Origin of the sequence: Methylobacterium sp. J-077 (assembly GCF_022829365.1) — a bacterium.
Classification (GTDB): Bacteria; Pseudomonadota; Alphaproteobacteria; order Rhizobiales; family Beijerinckiaceae; genus Methylobacterium.
This window is the reverse complement of record NZ_JAKSYJ010000119.1, coordinates 110,277-126,819: the sequence shown is the minus strand read 5'-3', so window position 1 is coordinate 126,819 and position 16,543 is coordinate 110,277. Positions and strand designations below refer to the sequence as shown.

The window sequence follows — 16,543 nt, the reverse complement described above, 5'->3', positions numbered from 1 at the left end:
TCGAACTGATAATCGTGGTGTATTTGTCAAATTTGCGCTGGTGGGCGGAACGAAATCCACGCGATCCTGACGAATTCCTTTTCACACCGTAGGTTCCGTCACGTTGCGTGCGGATCTGTGCATTGCGGGAACGGATGCGTGAAATCGCACAGGTGCTCCGGAGCACGAACAATTTGAGCCGTCCCGGATAGGACTCGTTTCAGCCGGACGTGGTTGTTCGCGCCAGCAGAAACGAAGGCCCCAACACGATGAACACCACATTCACCACGCGCCGTATCGGTGGAACTCTTGTCGCCGACAGGACCGACACGGCGCGTGAAGTCTCTATGCTCGCCAAGCTCTGTCTCGCTGCGTCCTGTGCCCTCGGACTCGCTGCCTGCGTCACCCCGCAGGAGCGGCACGCCATGGATAACGGCCAGTGCACCGAATTCGGCTTCGAGCCCGGTACCGATGCCTTTGCCCAGTGCATGATGGACCTGCACCAGCAGCGCGCGATCACCCAGGCCAACCGGGATCTGTACTGGCAGTCGCGACTCGCCGAGCAGACCCGCCGCCGGGACGCGCAGCAGGACCTCTACAAGCAGATCAGCCTGCAGCGCAGCGGCGACGCCCGCTTCCCCGTCTGCGGTGCCGCGTCTGATGGCGGCCTGGACCGCCGGACCATGACCTGGTTCGGCCCGAACTGCCGCGCCCGCTGATCCGGATCCGGAGAGCCCCCATGTCCGATGTCATCACCCGCGGCCCGAAGAATCCGAGCCGGCTCATCTTCGTCGCCACCGCCCTGGTCGGCGGTGCCACCGGGATCGGTACCGGCAACTTCGAGTTGTTCGCCCTGGCCGTCCTCGGCTGCGCGCTTGTGCTGTGCCTGAGCTACGCGCTGATCCGGCGGTGGCTCGGCTGGGCGCCGCTGAAGGGCGACGACCTGTTCGAGATGGTGCGGCTGCTGTCGCCGAGCTGACCCGCGTAGTCTTCGCGGGCCACGCGCATGAATCCCGACGGGGCCGGCCGAGTTCTTCGCGCTCTGGCCGGTCGAGCCCTGCAATCCTTCGCCGAAATCCACGTCCCCGAGACCGTCATGACCCTCGCCCTGATCCTCGCCTCCATCCTCCTGGTCAATGTGCTGATGGCCGGCCTGTTCTCGCTCGTCGCCCTCTGGGCCGACTGAGCTACGGCGCGCCGACGCAATTGGCGTAGAACGTCGTGGTCGCCGGCCAGTCGGAGAACACGCCGAGCACGCCGACCTGGCCGTGCAGCACGTCGAGCAACCGCAGGATGTCGCCATCCCCGGTCACCACCGGTTTTATCGAATGATAGTAGTAGCCGCCGCCCTCTTTCAGCGGCCCCGACCGCTCCAGCGACCAGGCGATCAGGCCGAGCCCGGCCTTCTTCGCCTCCCGCGCATAGGTCGACGGCTCGATGGCGCCGTCAGGACCGGGCCGGACCAGCATCCACAGGGGCGGCGCCAGGATCCTCACACCCTTGGCGGCGAGCTCCGCCATGCCGGGCCTCCAGGTCTCGGGCTTCTCCGGGTCGAAGCCCTTGGTAGTCTCGTCGCGGTCGTCGAGGAAGATCGCCTGGCGGCCGAAATCCGGGTCCTTCTCCAGCCAGTACAAAATATCCCGCAGCTGGAAGCTCTGCGGATAGACGTCTGAGGCCGGGATCCCGGCCTGCTTGTACTCGTCGATCAGCTGCTGGGCGTATTGGTCCTGGGTATAGCTGCCCTCGAACGGCATCGGAACTTGCGGCGCCTTCAGCTCCGGGGTGAACTTGCGCCCCATCCCCTTCAGCAGGCCGATGTACTCCTTGTGGGACATCAGCGTGCCGGTGGTGGCGTAGAGGTCGGTGCGCCAGCGCGGCGTCGCGTTCATGTAGGCGGCGAGATTGGTTGCATCCGGGTCGGCCGCGTCCATCTTGCCGTTGAGCGACTTGAACTCGTCGAGCGTCAGGTCGCTGGTGCAGCACTTCGCCGAGGCCTTGCGGCCGGTGGCCGGGTCGGCCGGCTCGAAGCCCTTGGTGCACTTGGCCGCCAGGTTCGGCCGGGCCAGGATGTCGGTGGTCGTGTGGAGGTCGCACTGGCTGTGCCGGCAGACCAGCTGGCGGTCCTTGGTGAAGGCGACGTCGCACTCGATGATCCCGGCGCCCATCCGGTAGGCGGCGAGCAGCCCTTCCCGTGTATGCTCCGGGAACATCAGCGGCGCCCCGCGGTGCGAGATCGAGAAGGTTTTCGGCGTGTAGGGACGGTCGATCCCGCAGGCGGCGAGCCGCTCCTTCAGCGGGCCGGGCTTCAGCTGGTCGACCAGGTAGAACGGACGCGGCCCGATCTGGGCGGCCTCTCCGGCCAGGACCGGGCCTCCCGCCAGGAGCAGCCCGAGGACGGCCAGGGTCGCGCGCATCGACAGATCTCCCGCTTCGAGCCGCCGGTAGAGCGCGACCGTGACAGAGGCGTGACTCCGGTCTCGCCGACTCATCCGATCCCATGCTAGCTGCGCGCCATGAGCCTGACCGCGTCATCCGAGGGCCGCGACCTCTCGCGCTCTTCCGCCACCCTCGCGGGCTTCGGGGCGATCCTGCTGTGGTCGCTGCTCGCCCTGTTCACGGCGGCCTCCGGGACGATACCGCCCTTCCAGCTCGCCGCCATGACCTTCTGGGTCGGCGGCCTGTGCGGCTGTGTCGCCTGGATCGCCCGACCGGCCCGGGCCCGGGCGCTGCTCCAGCCCTGGCCGGTCTGGCTGCTCGGGGTCGGGGGGCTGTTCGGCTACCACGCCCTCTATTTCAGCGCCCTGCGCCTGGCGCCGCCGGCCGAGGCCGGGCTGATCAATTATCTCTGGCCGCTGCTGATCGTCCTGTTCTCCGCGCGGCTGCCGGGCTCGGGCGGCCTGCGCGCCGGGCATCTCGCCGGGGCGGCTCTCGGGCTCGCCGGCGTCGCCGCCCTGTTCGTCGGCCGGGGCAATCTCGATTTCGCCGCCGGCGCGCTGCCCGGCTACGCGGCTTCCCTGGCGGCCGCCTTCGTGTGGGCCGGCTACTCGGTGCTGTCGGCCCGGGTCGGAGAGGTGCCGACCGACGCGGTCGCAGGGTTCTGCCTCGTCACGGCGGCCCTGAGCCTCGCCTGCCACCTCGCCTTCGAGACGACAATCTGGCCCGCGGACGCGACGCAATGGGGGGCGGTGCTGCTGCTGGGGATCGGGCCGGTGGGCGCCGCGTTCTATCTCTGGGATATCGGCTGCAAGCGCGGCGACGTCCGCCTGCTCGGCGTCACCGCCTACGCGGCGCCGGTTCTGTCGACGCTGATCCTGGTGGCAACCGGCTATGCCAGCCCCGGTCCGGCGCTCGCGCTGGCCTGCCTGCTGATCGTGGCCGGCGCGCTGACAGCGGTTCGGGCTTCCCGGGCAGCGCCGGTGCGCGGCTGATCCGGCCTCGATCCGGATTCATGGTGGGAAAGATATGCCGATGGATGACCCGTCACGGTCGGACAGGCCGGACCTGCTCCTCGCGGTCGATCTGGCGCCATCCGCGCGCGATCAGCTGAGCGCGATTTGCACCGTCCATCAGGCCGTCACCGCGGAGGCGCGCACGGCGCTGACTGAGCGGATCGGCAGCCGCATCCGGGCTATCGTGACGAACGGTACCACCGCGATCCCGGCTTCCCTGATCGCGGCGCTGCCGAACCTCGGGATCATCTGCGCGCAGGGCGCGGGCTACGAGGGCGTCGACTGCGACGCGGCCGGCGCGCGCGGGATCGTCATCACGCATGGCCCCGGGGTCAATGCCGACTGCGTGGCAGACCACGCCCTCGCCCTGCTCCTGGCCGCGCTGCGCGACGTACCGCGCTTCGATGCGGCCGTGCGCGCCGGACAATGGCGAGAGGGCGGGACCGCGCGGCCGAGCGCGTATGGCAAGCGCGCAGGTATTCTGGGTCTCGGCGGGATCGGGCGACGGATCGCGAATCGGTGCGCCGGCTTCGATATGGAGATCCGCTACCACAGCCGCCGTGCGGTGCCGGATGTGGCTTGGACCTACATGCCGAGCGTCGAGGACCTGTGCGCCTGGGCCGATGTCCTGTTCGTGGCGCTGCCGGGCGGCGCTGCGACCCGCCATTCCGTCGGCCGCTCGGCCATCGCGGCACTTGGGCCGGCGGGCTTCCTCGTCAATGTCGGACGTGGAACCGTCGTGGACACCGCGGCCCTGGTGGAAGCCCTGGGTACCGGTCAGCTCGCGGGGGCCGGGCTCGATGTGATCGAAGGCGAGCCCGACGTGCCGGCCGCCTTGCGGGCTCTGCCCAATGTCGTGCTCACGCCGCACATCGCCGGCCGCTCGCCGGAGGCGATGGCCGCGGCGATCGATCAGGTCGTCGGCAACCTCACCGCCTTCTTCGCGGGCACGCCCGTTCTGTCTCCGATCCCGGCGCCGACCTGACCGAGCCGGCGCCGCGGGCATTACCTCCGCGGCGTCGGCCGCCAGTCGGGCGGTGCCATCTCGAAGCCCGCGAAGTCGAAGCCCGGCGAGACCGTGCAGCCGACCAGCGTCCAGGCGCCGAGGCTGGTGGCGGTCTGCCAATGGCCGGCCGGCACCACACATTGCGGGCGCTGCCCGGCAGCGAGATCCGGCCCGAGATGCTGGGCGGTGGCGTCGTAGCCGTTCGGGCTGGTGGTGATCACCAGCGGCGCGCCGGCATGCCAGTGCCAGATCTCGGCGGCGTCGACCCGGTGCCAGGCCGAGGCCTCGCCGACATCCAGCAGAAAATAGATCGCGGTGCCGACCGAGCGGCCGTCGACCATGCGCGGATCGCGAAAGGTCTCGCGGTAATGGCCGCCCTCCGGATGGGGCTTCAGCCCCAGGGTCGCGATCACCTCGGCTGCCGTCATCATCCGCTTCTCCCCATGCTGCGTCGGCGGCTTGCCGGCACGTGGCGCCAATGGTACCGGCGCACCAGCCTCAAGGTCCCAAAAAAGATGCCGAGCCCGATCGTACGCCTCCACCGCGGCGACCTGCCCGCCGATTACGCTGCGGGACGGGCGGTGGCCATCGACACCGAAACGCTGGGCCTCAACCCGCACCGGGACCGGCTCTGCGTGGTGCAGATCTCCACCGGCGACGGCACGGCGGACGTGGTCCAGATCCCCCAGGACGGCCCGGAGCCGGTCGTGCTCAAGCGCGTCCTGGCCGATCCCGACGTGCTCAAGATCTTTCACTTCGCGCGGTTCGACGTGGCGGTGCTGTTCAAGGCGTTCGGGGTGATGCCGGGGCCGGTCTACTGCACCAAGATCGCCTCGAAGCTCGCCCGCACCTACACCGACCGTCACGGGCTCAAGGACGTGGTCCGCGAGCTCGTCGGCGTCGACCTGTCGAAGCAGCAGCAATCCTCCGACTGGGGCGCCGAGACCCTGACGCAGGCCCAGCAGGATTACGCGGCCTCCGACGTGCTCCACCTCCACGCCGCCCGGGAGCGGCTCGACGCCATGCTGGCCCGGGAGGGCCGCACCGACGTTGCCGGCGCCTGCTTCGCCTTCTTGCCCACCCGCGCCCGCCTCGACCTCGACGGCTGGCCGGAGACGGACATCTTCGCGCATACGTGAACGATGGTGCGGGCTTCCTGTGCAGAATGAGCCGTTTCGGCAACCGCACGGCGACGGACCCCTGCTAGGTTGCGCCTGCCGAGGCTCGCGGGTCCCGGCCAAGCCCTCCTCGCCGGTCAGCCCCCCGATCAGGCCGGCAAGGAGGGCTCGTCCTCAGGTCAGCGTGCGCAGCCCGGAGGGCGTCGCGATCCGGGCGGTGTAGCGCGAGGTCGGGCCGGGCTCGATCCGCGGTGGGTCGGTCAGGCCGAGGTCCGCATGGAGCGCGGCCACCGCCTCCGCCTCCGGATCGGTCAGCCAGAAATCTTGGAGCCGCGCCCCGAGATCCGGCATCGTCCCGGCCGGGTGCGGACGGTCGCCCCAATCCATCACGCAGGGCGCGGCGCCGTCCGCCGGCCAGGTCCCGTCCGGGCGCAGGCCGAAGCGCCACGACAGCGTGCCCCGGGTCATCGTCGCCGCCGCGCCGAGCAGATCGGGATGGGCCGCGAGCAGGGTGTCGAGATCATCGGTCCGGGCGACGAAGCCGCGCAGCCGCCGCCCGGCCTCCCAATCCGCCCGCACCCGCGCAGCGTCGCCGAGGCCGAACCAGCGGGCGCGGGCCGGTGGGGCTGCCTCGGGATCGACGGCGATCACTTCGAGGAACGTCGATGCGCCGAGGCGCAGCAGTTGGTTGCGGGTGCCCATTTCGGGATGGCGCCCGCCTTCCGGCATGTCGAGGCCGAGGCAGTCGCAGACATGGGCCACGCCCTCCGCGAGGTCGGGGGCCACGACGACGAGGTGGTCGAGGGTGAGCATCCGTGTATCCGCCGCATTGAACGATCGAGATCGCAACGCGACAGACAATGAATTCCGGGGCTGCGGCAAGCGGCCCCAACTTCTACCGTACCCACCTCGTAAACGGCGTTCGCCGCCTCAGTACTCCTCTGCTGGTTCCCGGGCCGGACGTTACAGTATATCCCGCACCCGTTCGAGGAAGGCTCTCAGTTCGGCACCGTCGTAGAACACGACATCGGCCGAAGACGACCACCACAATTTTCGCAACTCCTCATTCGAGACGTTGTCATTGGTGATCGAGCCAAGATATGATCGCAGACGTGCGCGCTTCGAATTGTCTGAAAATGGAGATAGAGCAAAAGTAATAATTTCCTCCTCGGTTGCAATATCTTCCATCAGGTCCTGATAGAATTGGCGAGTGAATTCATCGAACTCTGGGGAAGTCAATTTAATCTCCCTCGGTTTGGGGGTGTGCCGTTCGAACTCTAAATCCGCGCGATAAAGTTGGTTCATGTATTATGAGTGCGCCTACACAAGTTGTATTTCGCAAATATAACACGTCATCATTTGTGCTGTAAGCCTCCCTGCCAGTTTTATATCCAAATTATTTGGTAATAAATGCATCTTTAATAGTTCCTGATGCAACAAGATCAACGATCGATTTGTTTGCTTGTATGGTTTGATTTACGAGATCGTTCGCCGACTCAATCGATGAGAAACTTCCGTTCCGTTTTAACCCCCCGTGCGCAAGGGGAGTGCTCCATTGCGATTTACGGATTCGCTCCAATAATTCATCGTCAGTCTTTCCGACGTGTCGACTTACTGTATGTCCTCCACGTCCCTGTTCGGCCATGAGATCAACTTTGTATCGCTGATCATCTTCATTGCCTACGAGGATAAGATGCGCGTCGTCGTCCGCTCCCAGACCTACGGGACGATCCTCATCTGTCCATTGTCCGCCGTCTGGACGTCCAGCAGGTACCCGCGGCTGACCGGGATTGTAGGCTTTGACAATGAGTTGGAGTCGAAAAAGCTTCAGCTCAACCTTAATAGCCGCGAGGTTCCACCGCGTCCGCTGAACAGCAATATCATCAGAAAGCATAGAGCACCCCGCCAGCTGCGGGCGCTCATATTAGGCAAATTATCTTATTTGTCACGAAAGTTCGCTTTTTGTTCCATGACGGACTCGGCGCTTGTTAAGCGGCATCCTGTCACGTCAAATCGTGTAGGGGGCCGGGCTTCACGCCCGGCCCCCTCTCACATCACAGCGAGTAGTACTGCACGAACTCGATCGGGTGCGGGGTCATCTCGTAGCGCAGCACCTCGGTCATCTTCAGCTCGATGAACGAGTCGATCTGGTCGTCCGTGAACACGCCGCCTTCCTTGAGGAAGGTGCGGTCCTTGTCGAGGCTGGTGAGCGCCTCGCGGAGCGAACCGCACACGGTCGGGATCTGCTTCAGCTCCTTCGGCGGCAGCTCGTAGAGATCCTTGTCCATGGCCGGGCCCGGATCGATCTTGTTGCGGATGCCGTCAAGGCCGGCCATCAGCAAGGCCGAGAAGGCCAGATAGGGGTTGGCCATCGGGTCGGGGAAGCGGACCTCGACGCGCTTGGCGTTCGGGCTCTTGGTCCACGGGATCCGGCAGGAGGCCGAGCGGTTGCGCGCCGAGTAGGCGAGCAGCACCGGCGCCTCGTAGCCCGGAACCAGCCGCTTGTAGGAATTGGTCGACGGGTTGGTGAAGGCGTTGAGCGCCTTGGCGTGCCGGATGATGCCGCCGATGTACCAGAGGCATTCCTGGCTGAGGCCGGCATACTTGTCGCCGGCGAAGACCGGCTTGCCGTCCTTCCAGATCGACTGGTGGACGTGCATGCCCGAACCGTTGTCGCCGAAGACGGGCTTCGGCATGAACGTCGCCGACTTGCCGTAGCTCTGGGCGACGTTGTGAATGCAGTACTTGTAGATCTGCATGTGGTCGGCGAGCTTGGTCAGCACGTCGAACTTCATGCCGAGCTCGTGCTGGGCCGAGGCCACCTCGTGGTGGTGCTTCTCGACCTTCACGCCCATGGACTGCATCGCAGCCAGCATCTCGCCGCGCATGTCCTGGGCCGAATCCTGCGGCGGGACCGGGAAGTAGCCGCCCTTGGTCTGGACCCGGTGGCCGAGGTTGCCGCCCTCGTAATCGGTGAAGCCGTTCGACGGCAACTCGGTGGAGTCGAGCTCGAAGCCGGTGCGGTAGGGGTCGGCGGCGAACTTCACGTCGTCGAACACGAAGAACTCGGCCTCGGGGCCGACATAGATCGTGTCGCCAATCCCGGTCTGCTGGAGGTAGGCCTCGGCGCGCTTGGCGGTGCCGCGGGGATCGCGGGAATAGGGCTCGCCGGTGGCGGGCTCGAGCACGTCGCAGACGATCGACAGGGTCGAGGCGGAGAAGAACGGGTCGAGGCAGGCGGTGGACGGATCCGGCATCAGCAGCATGTCGGACTCGTTGATCGCCTTCCAGCCGGCGATCGACGAGCCGTCGAACATCGTGCCCTCGGCGAAGATCTCGTCGTCGATGAGGGAGACGTCGAACGTGACGTGCTGCCACTTGCCGCGCGGGTCGGTGAACCGGAAGTCCACGTAGCGTACGTCGTTGTCCCGGATATTCTTCAGAACGTCGGCCGCAGTCGTCATCGTGGGCATCCTCCAGGAAAGGCGTTGGGGATTCTCGCGCGGGGCGGCCACCATTGCGTCGGGCCGCACCGGCCGCGCCGCTTGATATCCGTCGCACGCGCGCCTTGCCACCCGCGCGCAGGCGGAATCGGCGCCTAAGCGGGACGTTTGGTCCCGATTGCGGGGTGCTCTCGGTTCCGTGATCGCGCGCTGGCCGTCAATCGGCTGGTTGGGGCGGGGATCCGGGACGGTCTGGCATGCTCCATGCAAAAGCGGCAGCGGCCGTCGAAACGGCGGCAAGCCGTTCGCGTCGCCCGGGAATTGACCGGGCCGCGCATCGACAACGGACGAGAGAACCGGAATGACGAAATATAAGCTCGAGTATATATGGCTCGACGGGTATACGCCGGTCCCGAATCTGCGCGGCAAGACGCAGATCAAGGAATTCGATAGCTTCCCGACCCTCGACCAACTGCCGATGTGGGGCTTCGACGGCTCATCCACGAAGCAGGCCGAGGGCGGCAGCTCCGATTGCATGCTCAAGCCCGTGCGCCACTTCCCCGACCCGGCCCGCAAGAACGGCGTCCTGGTCCTGTGCGAAGTGATGATGCCGGACGGCAAGACCCCGCACGAGTCGAACAAGCGCGCGACCATCCTGGACGATGCCGGCGCCTGGTTCGGCTTCGAGCAGGAATACTTCCTCTACAAGGACGGACGGCCCCTCGGCTTCCCGACCTCGGGCTACCCGGCCCCGCAGGGCCCCTACTACACCGGCGTCGGCTATTCCAACGTCGGCGACGTCGCCCGCAAGATCGTCGAGGAGCACCTCGACCTCTGCCTCGACGCCGGCATCAATCACGAGGGCATCAACGCCGAGGTGGCCAAGGGCCAGTGGGAATTCCAGATCTTCGGCAAGGGCTCCAAAAAGGCCGCCGACGAGATGTGGATGGCCCGCTACCTGCTGCAGCGGCTGTGCGAGTCCTACGGCATCGACGTCGAGTACCATTGCAAGCCGCTCGGCGACACCGACTGGAACGGCTCGGGCATGCACTGCAACTTCTCGACCGCCTTCATGCGCGAGCATGGCGGCAAGGATTACTTCGAGAAGCTCATGGACGCGTTCAAGAACGCCCGTGAGGATCACATCGCCGTCTACGGCCCGGACAACCACATGCGGCTGACCGGCAAGCACGAGACCGCCTCAATCCACGAATTCTCGTACGGCATCGCCGACCGCGGCGCCTCGATCCGGGTGCCGCACTCCTTCGCCAATAGCGGCTACAAGGGGTATCTGGAGGATCGCCGTCCGAATTCGCAGGGCGACCCCTACCAGATCGCCTCGCAGGTGCTGAAGACGATCTCTTCGGTGCCGACCGAGGCCGCCGTCGCCGCCTGAAGCATCTCGCTTCCGGCACTTCAGACATCCGGAGCCGGGCCCTCGCGCCCGGCTTCGTCGTCTTCAGGTGCGGCGGGGGCGATCGTCGTCGCGGATTGCGGCCTCGTGGTACCAGGCGCCGCCGAAACTCGGCATCGGCGCCGGCTTCGCCTTCTCGGCTGCCCGCAACGTCGGTCTGGCGCGCCGGAACGCCGACAATTCATAGATCTTGGCGGTCTCACGCCCGTCGGTACCGGCCATCACAAGGTCCTCCTGGTGGGAACAAAGCGGCCGTTCCGGCCGTCCGTTCCCCGGAGCATGTGGTGCTACCGACGCAGCACTCCATGGCCCGGCGCACAGATGCCGGACATTCGTGCAGCGTGAATTCTTAGGCAGATCAGGAAAACGCCGGGTTTTCACGCGAGAAGTCCGGACGTGATTGCAACTAAGACCCGTGCCTCATGGGCCCATGAATGCGCGGATCATCCCTCACAGCCCGATCGATTGCGCGATTGCAATCCAAAGACGATGGCGCGAACTCCCCTAAGATCCGCACTGTCATCGCGAGCGAAGCAAAACGACATAGGGATTTCGCCCCAGTCCGACGTTGCCCGCTGCCTGAGTCTGCTTCGCTGCACTCGCAAAGACGGTGAAGGCCGCTCCGAGGCGATAGATGCGCCCACATCCCCAGCTGCCGAACAGCAGCGAGGATAGGAACGGCCCATCAAAAATCGGTCAGATCGCGTCCGTGCCGGTCTCGCCCGTGCGGATGCGGATCGCTTCCTCGATGGTCGAGACGAAGATCTTGCCGTCGCCGATGCGGCCGGTCTGGGCCGACTTGCGGATCGCCTCGACGGCGCCCTCGACCAGCGCATCCGACAGCACGATCTCGAGCTTCACTTTAGGCAGGAAATCGACCACGTATTCGGCGCCGCGATAGAGCTCGGTATGGCCCTTCTGACGGCCGAACCCCTTCGCCTCGATGACGGTGATGCCCTGGAGGCCGACCTCCTGGAGCGCCTCCTTCACCTCGTCGAGCTTGAAAGGCTTGATGATCGCTTCGATCTTCTTCATGCCGCTCGGGCCTGCGCTACGCTGCCGGATATTTCTAACATCGTCGGTAAGACTCCGCCACGTCGTTTTCGCGACCGGCGCCACGTTAGTGCCCATTCGGAGCGCAGGCTACGCACATCCTTCGGGCTTTCGATGAATTTGTGGCGCATTTTTAATCAACTGTGTTCGGCGCACGGGCAGACCTGGAGATGCGCATGCGAGTGCTGACTGTGGCGGCGATGCGCCGGGTCGATACCACGGCCATCGAGGGCGGTATTCCCGGGCTCCAACTGATGGAGGCTGCCGGTGCCGCGGTGGCCGAGCGCGCCGCGGCTCGGCTTCCCGGAGGTGGCCGGGCCATTGTGCTGTGCGGACCCGGCAACAACGGCGGCGACGGCTTCGTGGCCGCGCGGCTCCTGGCGGCGCGCGGCTACGGCGTCGCGCTGTGCCTGCTCGGTGACCGCGCCGCGCTCGCGGGCGATGCCGACCGTGCGGCGCAGGCCTGGACCGGTCCGGTCCAGCAGGCCGCGGCAGACGCACTTCCGTCCGGGGATCTCATCATCGACGCCCTGTTCGGGGCCGGTCTGTCCCGCGATCTCGACGGCGCTGCCCGCGCCCTGGTCGAGGCCGTGAATGCCTCCGGCATCCCGGTGCTCGCCGTCGATGTGCCGAGCGGTGTCGACGGTGATACCGGCGCCGCGCGCGGCGCCGCGATCCAGGCCGTGGAGACCGTGACCTTCGTGGCGTTCAAGCCGGGGCACCTGCTCCAGCCCGGCCGGAGCCTGTGCGGGCACCGGCACCTCGCCGATATCGGGGCGGGCCAGGCGGCTTTGGAGGTCGGCCTCGCCGCCGCTATGCCGCCCCTCTTTCGGAACGGACCGGATCTCTGGGCGCAAACCTTTCCCCGGCTGACCGCCGAGAGCCACAAATATACCCGCGGTCACGCCCTGGTTCTCTCAGGGCCCGCCACCAAGACCGGCGCGGCCCGGCTCGCGGCCCGGGGCGCATTGCGGGTCGGCGCCGGCCTCGTCACGCTCGCATCGCCCGACGCGGCGCTGGCGGAGAACGCCGCCCAGCTCACCGCGATCATGCTGCGCGCCTGCGAGACCGCGGACGACCTCGACGATCTGCTCACCGACGAGCGCCTCAACGTCGTCCTGGCCGGGCCGGGCCTCGGCACCGGCGAGCCGACCCGCGAGCGCGTCGCCGTGGCGGCTGCCGCCGGCCGCAGTCTCGTCCTCGATGCCGACGCGCTCACGAGTTTTGCCGGACAGGCGCCGCTGCTGGCCGCCCATCTCGCCGACGGTGACGCGCAGGCCGTGCTCACCCCCCACGAGGGCGAGTTCGCGCGGCTGTTCAGCGGGACGGACGCCACCGCCGAGGGGGCCGACAAGGTCGCCCGCACCCTCGCCGCCGCCGCACTCACCGGCGCGGTCGTGGTCCTGAAGGGGTCCGACACCGTGATCGCGAGCCCGGACGGGCGCGCGGCGATCAACGACCACGGAAGCCCCTATCTCGGCACCGCCGGCTCGGGCGACGTGCTCGGCGGCCTGATCGCCGGGCTGCTGGCGCAGGGCATGCCGCCCTTCGAGGCGGCGGCCGCCGGCGTCTGGCTCCACGGCGATGCCGGCCTCCGCCATGGGCCGGGCCTGATCGCCGAGGACATCCCGGAACTGATGCCCGCCGTGCTCGGGGATCTCGCCGAAGCCGGGATCAGGTGACCTCGAACAATGTCCACAGGCCGGTATCGAACCGCTCCAGCACCGTGGCACTGATCAGCCAGCGCCCCGGATTGTCGGCCAGGAAGCCGATGCGGGCGGTCCGGCCTTCCAGCAGCTGGAACGTGTCGAGCCAGTAGGGCTCCCAGCCATCGTCCAGGGGGTGCAGCAGGCGGAAGCAGTGGCCGTGCAGGTGCAGCGCCTGCGGGAAAGCGGTCTCGTTGCGCAGGGCCAGCACCACGACCTGACCGCGCTTCACCGTGAAGATCGGCTGCAGGCCTGTGGTCGCGCTGGTGCCGTTCACCGCCCAGATCTTCTGGGGATCGCCGGTATAGACCGGCTCGGGCGCCGGCTTGTCCTTCGACGCGTCCTTCCCGGCGGCCTTCGGCACGAAGGCGCCGCCGGTGATCACCACGTCCCGCCGCAGGGCGTTCTGGAGCTTGATCTCGGCGGGCAGGCGCTTGTTCTCGCCGATCGGGCCGATCGGCAGCCGCTTGTCGGCGATCGGAGCGCCCTTCGTGGTGACGGTCGCCAGGGTCAGGCCCTGGCCGACGAGCGCGATGATCGAGCAGGTGGCGCCTTCCTGCTCGGGCAGGTCGACCATCAGGTCGTAGCGGGTGCCCGGGGGGAACGGCAGGGTCGCCCGCAGGGGCTCGAACGTGTCGGTCGGCTGCCCGTCCACCGCCGCCACGTAGACCTTCACGCCCTCGAACCGGAGCCGCGTCCCGCGGGCGTTGCAGGCATTGCCGAGGCGCAGGCGGACCCGAGCCCCGGGCCGCGCCTCGAACGTGTCCGGCACCGGCTTGCCGTTGACCGTCACGAGATTGCCGAGGCGCCCATTCGTGGCGGCGAAGAGCGGCTGGCCGAACGGCATCAGGCTGGCATCGTCCTCCAGCCGCCAATCCTGCATCACCAGGCCGACATCCGCGTCGACCAGGGGCGGGCTCGCCTCCTCGACGATCAGCATACCGGCCAGGCCCCGACCGGACGGCTCGCTCGCCCCGCCGACCACGAGGGGGCGGATCAGGTAGGTCCCGGCATCCGGGGGCGTGAACTGGTACAGGAAGTCGGCCCCCGGCTGGATCGGCGCCTGGGTGACACCGCCGACGCCGTCCATCGCGTTGACGTTGCGCACCCCATGCCAGTGCAGCGACAGCGGTTTGTCGGTGCGGTTCTCGATCCTGAGCCGGACCGGCTGGCCGAGCTTGATCCGCACCAGAGGCGGCACGGTCTTGCCGTCGAAGCACCAGACCGGGGTCTCGGCTGCCGGCTCGGGCCGCAGCCGGGTCCTGGCGGGGGCGGCCGGCAGGGCGGGAGCCGGGGCTTCCGGGATCGCCGGGTTCGGCAACGTCGGCGCTTTCTCGGGTACCACGCCCTGCGCCCACCCCGTCTCCGGCATCAGCCCGAACGCGGCCGCCGCGGCGAGCAGGGTCCGGCGCGACGGCGTGACGGCGCGCGGATCGGTCGGCGGCACGGGGCGGGATGAGGTCATGGGATCTCGACGGCGGCACGCGAAAGGCCTGGGTAGATAGCCGCGTGCCCAGGCGTGCGCCACCGCCGCCACGGGAGGTCAAGTTTTTTGCTGCGTGCCGTGCAGCCCATGCTATAGGGCGCGCTTCCGGCGGCCGGCGACGCGCCGGGTGTCGGCGCGCGCGGGCGTGGCGGAACTGGTAGACGCGCTGGATTTAGGTTCCAGTGTCGCAAGACGTGGGGGTTCGAGCCCCTCCGCCCGCACCAGGACGCTTCCAGATGGCGCGGCTCCGCTCGGGGCCGCCTCATCCCCGTATCCGACACCGTCGTATCCCGGACCGCGCGACCAAGCCGTATGACGCCGGCCCGGCCGGCGACCACAAGGTCTTTTGAAGAGCGACGACGACGATGCAGGTGACCGAGATCAACGCCCAGGGTCTGAAGCGCGAGTTTCAGGTGCTGCTGGCCGCCCACGAACTCGAGGAGCGCCTGACGACCGAGCTCTCGGGCATGAAGGACAAGGTCCAGCTCAAGGGCTTCCGCCCCGGCAAGGTCCCAGTCGCCCATCTGCGCAAGGTCTACGGCCGCTCGGTCATGGCCGAGGTGGTGCAGAACGCCGTCAACGAGGCCAACCGCAAGATCGTGGCCGACAACGACCTCAAGCTCGCCCTGGAGCCGCAGGTCGAATTCCCGACCGACCAGGCCGAGATCGAGAAGGCGCTGGACGCCAAGGCCGACCTCGCCTTCAAGGTCGCCCTCGAGGTGATGCCGAGCTTTGAGCTGGCGGACCTCTCCGATGTCAGCCTCAAGAAGCTCGTGGCCAAGCCCGAGGACTCCGAGGTCGACGAGGCGCTGCAGCGCATGGCCGGCCAGAGCCGGCCGTTCACCGAGCGGGACGAGGGCGCCGAGGCCCAGGACGGCGACCGCGTCACCATCGATTTCGTCGGCCGCATCGACGGCGAGGAATTCGAGGGCGGCAAGGGTGAGGGGATCGACCTGGAGCTCGGCTCGGGCTCGTTCATCCCGGGCTTCGAGGAGCAGCTCGTCGGCGCCAAGGTCGGCGACAAGCGCGTCGTGAAGGCGACCTTCCCGGAGGCCTACGGCGCCGAGCACCTCGCCGGCAAGGACGCCGCGTTCGACGTGACCGTCACCAAGATCCAGGCCCCGGGCGAGGCCAAGATCGACGACGAGTTCGCCAAGTCGCTCGGCATGGACTCCCTGGAGAAGCTGCGCGAGGCGATCGCCAAGGCGATCGGCGGCGACTTCGAGGCGGCTTCGCGCCGCAAGCTCAAGAAGGAGCTTCTCGACGCGCTCGACGGTAAGTACGCGTTCGAGCTGCCGCCCTCCCTGGTCGCGCAGGAATTCGCCAGCGTCTGGGCGCAGGTGGAGCAGGACCTCAAGGCACGCGGCAAGAGCTTCGCGGACGAGGACACCACCGAGGAGAAGGCTCAGGCCGACTACCGGAAGATCGCCGAGCGTCGCGTTCGCCTCGGTCTCGTGCTTGCGCAGGTCGGCGAGAGCGCCGATATCAAGGTTTCGGACGAGGAGGTGAACCAGGCCCTCATCGCTCGGGTCCGGCAGTTCCCGGGCCAGGAGCAGCAGGTGTGGGACTTCTACCGCAAGAACCCGCAGGCGCTCGCCGAGCTTCGGGCGCCGCTGTTCGAGGAGAAGGTGGTTGACCACGTCCTCGGTCAAGTCAAACTCGTCGAGGAGCCGGTCTCGAAAGAGACGCTTTTCGCCGATGAGGATGACGACGATACGACCGGCGAGAAGCCGGCAGACAAGGCCGAGGCCAAGGACGAGTCCAAGACCGAGGCAAAGGCCGACTGAGCCCCGCACTGTCCCAGGACGGCGGGCATAGGGTTAGGCGATGGTTAAGCATCGCCGGTGTTCGCTGACATGCCCGGGCTGCCCTGATTCGCGGCAGCCCCG

17 protein-coding genes and 1 tRNA gene are annotated in these 16,543 nt (G+C 67.4%); 9 read left to right on the top strand and 9 right to left on the bottom strand.

What is annotated here, in order from left to right:
- The first annotated feature begins 248 nt into the window (after positions 1-248).
- Positions 249-698 carry a hypothetical protein gene (locus MKL11_RS13595; protein WP_243944305.1) on the top strand — a complete coding sequence of 150 codons (450 nt, stop codon included), beginning with the start codon at positions 249-251 and terminating at the stop codon, positions 696-698.
- Positions 699-718: 20 nt separating this feature from the next.
- Positions 719-958, top strand: coding sequence for a hypothetical protein (locus tag MKL11_RS13590; RefSeq protein ID WP_243944303.1), 240 nt, complete (start codon positions 719-721; stop codon positions 956-958).
- A 208-nt stretch (positions 959-1,166) separates the two neighbouring features.
- Here MKL11_RS13590 and MKL11_RS13585 read toward each other — a convergent pair whose 3' ends face one another.
- Complete coding sequence (locus MKL11_RS13585; protein ID WP_243944301.1) at positions 1,167-2,393, bottom strand: glycerophosphodiester phosphodiesterase family protein; 1,227 nt, start codon at positions 2,391-2,393, stop codon at positions 1,167-1,169.
- A gap of 99 nt (positions 2,394-2,492) precedes the next feature.
- Between MKL11_RS13585 and MKL11_RS13580 the strand changes: the two genes are divergently transcribed.
- Positions 2,493-3,407: a DMT family transporter gene (locus MKL11_RS13580; RefSeq protein ID WP_243944299.1), complete on the top strand. Its 915-nt coding sequence runs from the start codon at positions 2,493-2,495 to the stop codon at positions 3,405-3,407.
- Between the two features lie 40 nt (positions 3,408-3,447).
- Positions 3,448-4,413, top strand: a complete 966-nt coding sequence (locus MKL11_RS13575) for a 2-hydroxyacid dehydrogenase (RefSeq protein ID WP_243944297.1) — start codon at positions 3,448-3,450, stop codon at positions 4,411-4,413.
- A 20-nt stretch (positions 4,414-4,433) separates the two neighbouring features.
- On the opposite strand, the gene MKL11_RS13570 is transcribed toward MKL11_RS13575, so the two are convergent.
- Complete coding sequence (locus tag MKL11_RS13570; protein WP_243944707.1) at positions 4,434-4,862, bottom strand: cupin domain-containing protein; 429 nt, start codon at positions 4,860-4,862, stop codon at positions 4,434-4,436.
- A gap of 87 nt (positions 4,863-4,949) precedes the next feature.
- Here MKL11_RS13570 and MKL11_RS13565 point away from each other — a divergent pair, with 87 nt between their 5' ends.
- Positions 4,950-5,573, top strand: coding sequence for a ribonuclease D (locus MKL11_RS13565; protein WP_243944706.1), 624 nt, complete (start codon positions 4,950-4,952; stop codon positions 5,571-5,573).
- Positions 5,574-5,726: 153 nt separating this feature from the next.
- Here MKL11_RS13565 and MKL11_RS13560 read toward each other — a convergent pair whose 3' ends face one another.
- The 4 genes from MKL11_RS13560 to glnA form a co-directional block, all read right to left on the bottom strand.
- Positions 5,727-6,365, bottom strand: a complete 639-nt coding sequence (locus MKL11_RS13560) for a VOC family protein (protein ID WP_243944294.1) — start codon at positions 6,363-6,365, stop codon at positions 5,727-5,729.
- A 150-nt stretch (positions 6,366-6,515) separates the two neighbouring features.
- A complete protein-coding gene (locus MKL11_RS13555; protein WP_243944291.1) occupies positions 6,516-6,857 on the bottom strand; it encodes a hypothetical protein in 342 nt (113 codons plus the stop codon).
- Positions 6,858-6,948: 91 nt separating this feature from the next.
- Positions 6,949-7,446, bottom strand: coding sequence for an RNase A-like domain-containing protein (locus tag MKL11_RS13550; protein WP_243944289.1), 498 nt, complete (start codon positions 7,444-7,446; stop codon positions 6,949-6,951).
- Between the two features lie 160 nt (positions 7,447-7,606).
- Positions 7,607-9,016: a type I glutamate--ammonia ligase gene (glnA, locus tag MKL11_RS13545; protein ID WP_243944281.1), complete on the bottom strand. Its 1,410-nt coding sequence runs from the start codon at positions 9,014-9,016 to the stop codon at positions 7,607-7,609.
- 340 nt (positions 9,017-9,356) lie between these two features.
- Here glnA and MKL11_RS13540 point away from each other — a divergent pair, with 340 nt between their 5' ends.
- Positions 9,357-10,391, top strand: a complete 1,035-nt coding sequence (locus MKL11_RS13540; protein WP_243944270.1) for a glutamine synthetase beta-grasp domain-containing protein — start codon at positions 9,357-9,359, stop codon at positions 10,389-10,391.
- Positions 10,392-10,454: 63 nt separating this feature from the next.
- On the opposite strand, the gene MKL11_RS13535 is transcribed toward MKL11_RS13540, so the two are convergent.
- Both MKL11_RS13535 and MKL11_RS13530 read right to left on the bottom strand, forming a co-directional pair.
- Positions 10,455-10,631: a DUF2735 domain-containing protein gene (locus MKL11_RS13535; RefSeq protein ID WP_243944268.1), complete on the bottom strand. Its 177-nt coding sequence runs from the start codon at positions 10,629-10,631 to the stop codon at positions 10,455-10,457.
- A 474-nt stretch (positions 10,632-11,105) separates the two neighbouring features.
- Complete coding sequence (locus MKL11_RS13530) at positions 11,106-11,444, bottom strand: P-II family nitrogen regulator (RefSeq protein WP_003600526.1); 339 nt, start codon at positions 11,442-11,444, stop codon at positions 11,106-11,108.
- Positions 11,445-11,638: 194 nt separating this feature from the next.
- Between MKL11_RS13530 and MKL11_RS13525 the strand changes: the two genes are divergently transcribed.
- Positions 11,639-13,144, top strand: a complete 1,506-nt coding sequence (locus tag MKL11_RS13525) for an NAD(P)H-hydrate dehydratase (RefSeq protein ID WP_243944260.1) — start codon at positions 11,639-11,641, stop codon at positions 13,142-13,144.
- Here the strand turns inward: MKL11_RS13525 and MKL11_RS13520 are convergent.
- Positions 13,137-14,633 carry a multicopper oxidase family protein gene (locus MKL11_RS13520; RefSeq protein ID WP_243944258.1) on the bottom strand — a complete coding sequence of 499 codons (1,497 nt, stop codon included), beginning with the start codon at positions 14,631-14,633 and terminating at the stop codon, positions 13,137-13,139. The two genes, MKL11_RS13525 and MKL11_RS13520, sit on opposite strands and share 8 nt — an antisense overlap.
- A gap of 160 nt (positions 14,634-14,793) precedes the next feature.
- Between MKL11_RS13520 and MKL11_RS13515 the strand changes: the two genes are divergently transcribed.
- Positions 14,794-14,878: transfer RNA gene (locus tag MKL11_RS13515), tRNA-Leu, on the top strand.
- Positions 14,879-15,019: 141 nt separating this feature from the next.
- Positions 15,020-16,441: a trigger factor gene (tig, locus tag MKL11_RS13510; RefSeq protein ID WP_243944256.1), complete on the top strand. Its 1,422-nt coding sequence runs from the start codon at positions 15,020-15,022 to the stop codon at positions 16,439-16,441.
- The last annotated feature ends 102 nt before the right edge of the window (positions 16,442-16,543 follow it).

Bases quoted from the DNA above. Each gene is read 5' to 3' on its own strand.
- MKL11_RS13595 (WP_243944305.1), top strand. From the start codon at position 249: ATGAACACCACATTCACCACGCGCCGTATCGGTGGAACTCTTGTCGCC.
- MKL11_RS13590 (WP_243944303.1), top strand. From the start codon at position 719: ATGTCCGATGTCATCACCCGCGGCCCGAAGAATCCGAGCCGGCTCATC.
- MKL11_RS13585 (WP_243944301.1), bottom strand. From the start codon at position 2,393: ATGCGCGCGACCCTGGCCGTCCTCGGGCTGCTCCTGGCGGGAGGCCCG.
- MKL11_RS13580 (WP_243944299.1), top strand. From the start codon at position 2,493: ATGAGCCTGACCGCGTCATCCGAGGGCCGCGACCTCTCGCGCTCTTCC.
- MKL11_RS13575 (WP_243944297.1), top strand. From the start codon at position 3,448: ATGGATGACCCGTCACGGTCGGACAGGCCGGACCTGCTCCTCGCGGTC.
- MKL11_RS13570 (WP_243944707.1), bottom strand. From the start codon at position 4,862: ATGACGGCAGCCGAGGTGATCGCGACCCTGGGGCTGAAGCCCCATCCG.
- MKL11_RS13565 (WP_243944706.1), top strand. From the start codon at position 4,950: ATGCCGAGCCCGATCGTACGCCTCCACCGCGGCGACCTGCCCGCCGAT.
- MKL11_RS13560 (WP_243944294.1), bottom strand. From the start codon at position 6,365: ATGCTCACCCTCGACCACCTCGTCGTCGTGGCCCCCGACCTCGCGGAG.
- MKL11_RS13555 (WP_243944291.1), bottom strand. From the start codon at position 6,857: ATGAACCAACTTTATCGCGCGGATTTAGAGTTCGAACGGCACACCCCC.
- MKL11_RS13550 (WP_243944289.1), bottom strand. From the start codon at position 7,446: ATGCTTTCTGATGATATTGCTGTTCAGCGGACGCGGTGGAACCTCGCG.
- glnA (WP_243944281.1), bottom strand. From the start codon at position 9,016: ATGACGACTGCGGCCGACGTTCTGAAGAATATCCGGGACAACGACGTA.
- MKL11_RS13540 (WP_243944270.1), top strand. From the start codon at position 9,357: ATGACGAAATATAAGCTCGAGTATATATGGCTCGACGGGTATACGCCG.
- MKL11_RS13535 (WP_243944268.1), bottom strand. From the start codon at position 10,631: ATGGCCGGTACCGACGGGCGTGAGACCGCCAAGATCTATGAATTGTCG.
- MKL11_RS13530 (WP_003600526.1), bottom strand. From the start codon at position 11,444: ATGAAGAAGATCGAAGCGATCATCAAGCCTTTCAAGCTCGACGAGGTG.
- MKL11_RS13525 (WP_243944260.1), top strand. From the start codon at position 11,639: ATGCGAGTGCTGACTGTGGCGGCGATGCGCCGGGTCGATACCACGGCC.
- MKL11_RS13520 (WP_243944258.1), bottom strand. From the start codon at position 14,633: ATGACCTCATCCCGCCCCGTGCCGCCGACCGATCCGCGCGCCGTCACG.
- tig (WP_243944256.1), top strand. From the start codon at position 15,020: ATGCAGGTGACCGAGATCAACGCCCAGGGTCTGAAGCGCGAGTTTCAG.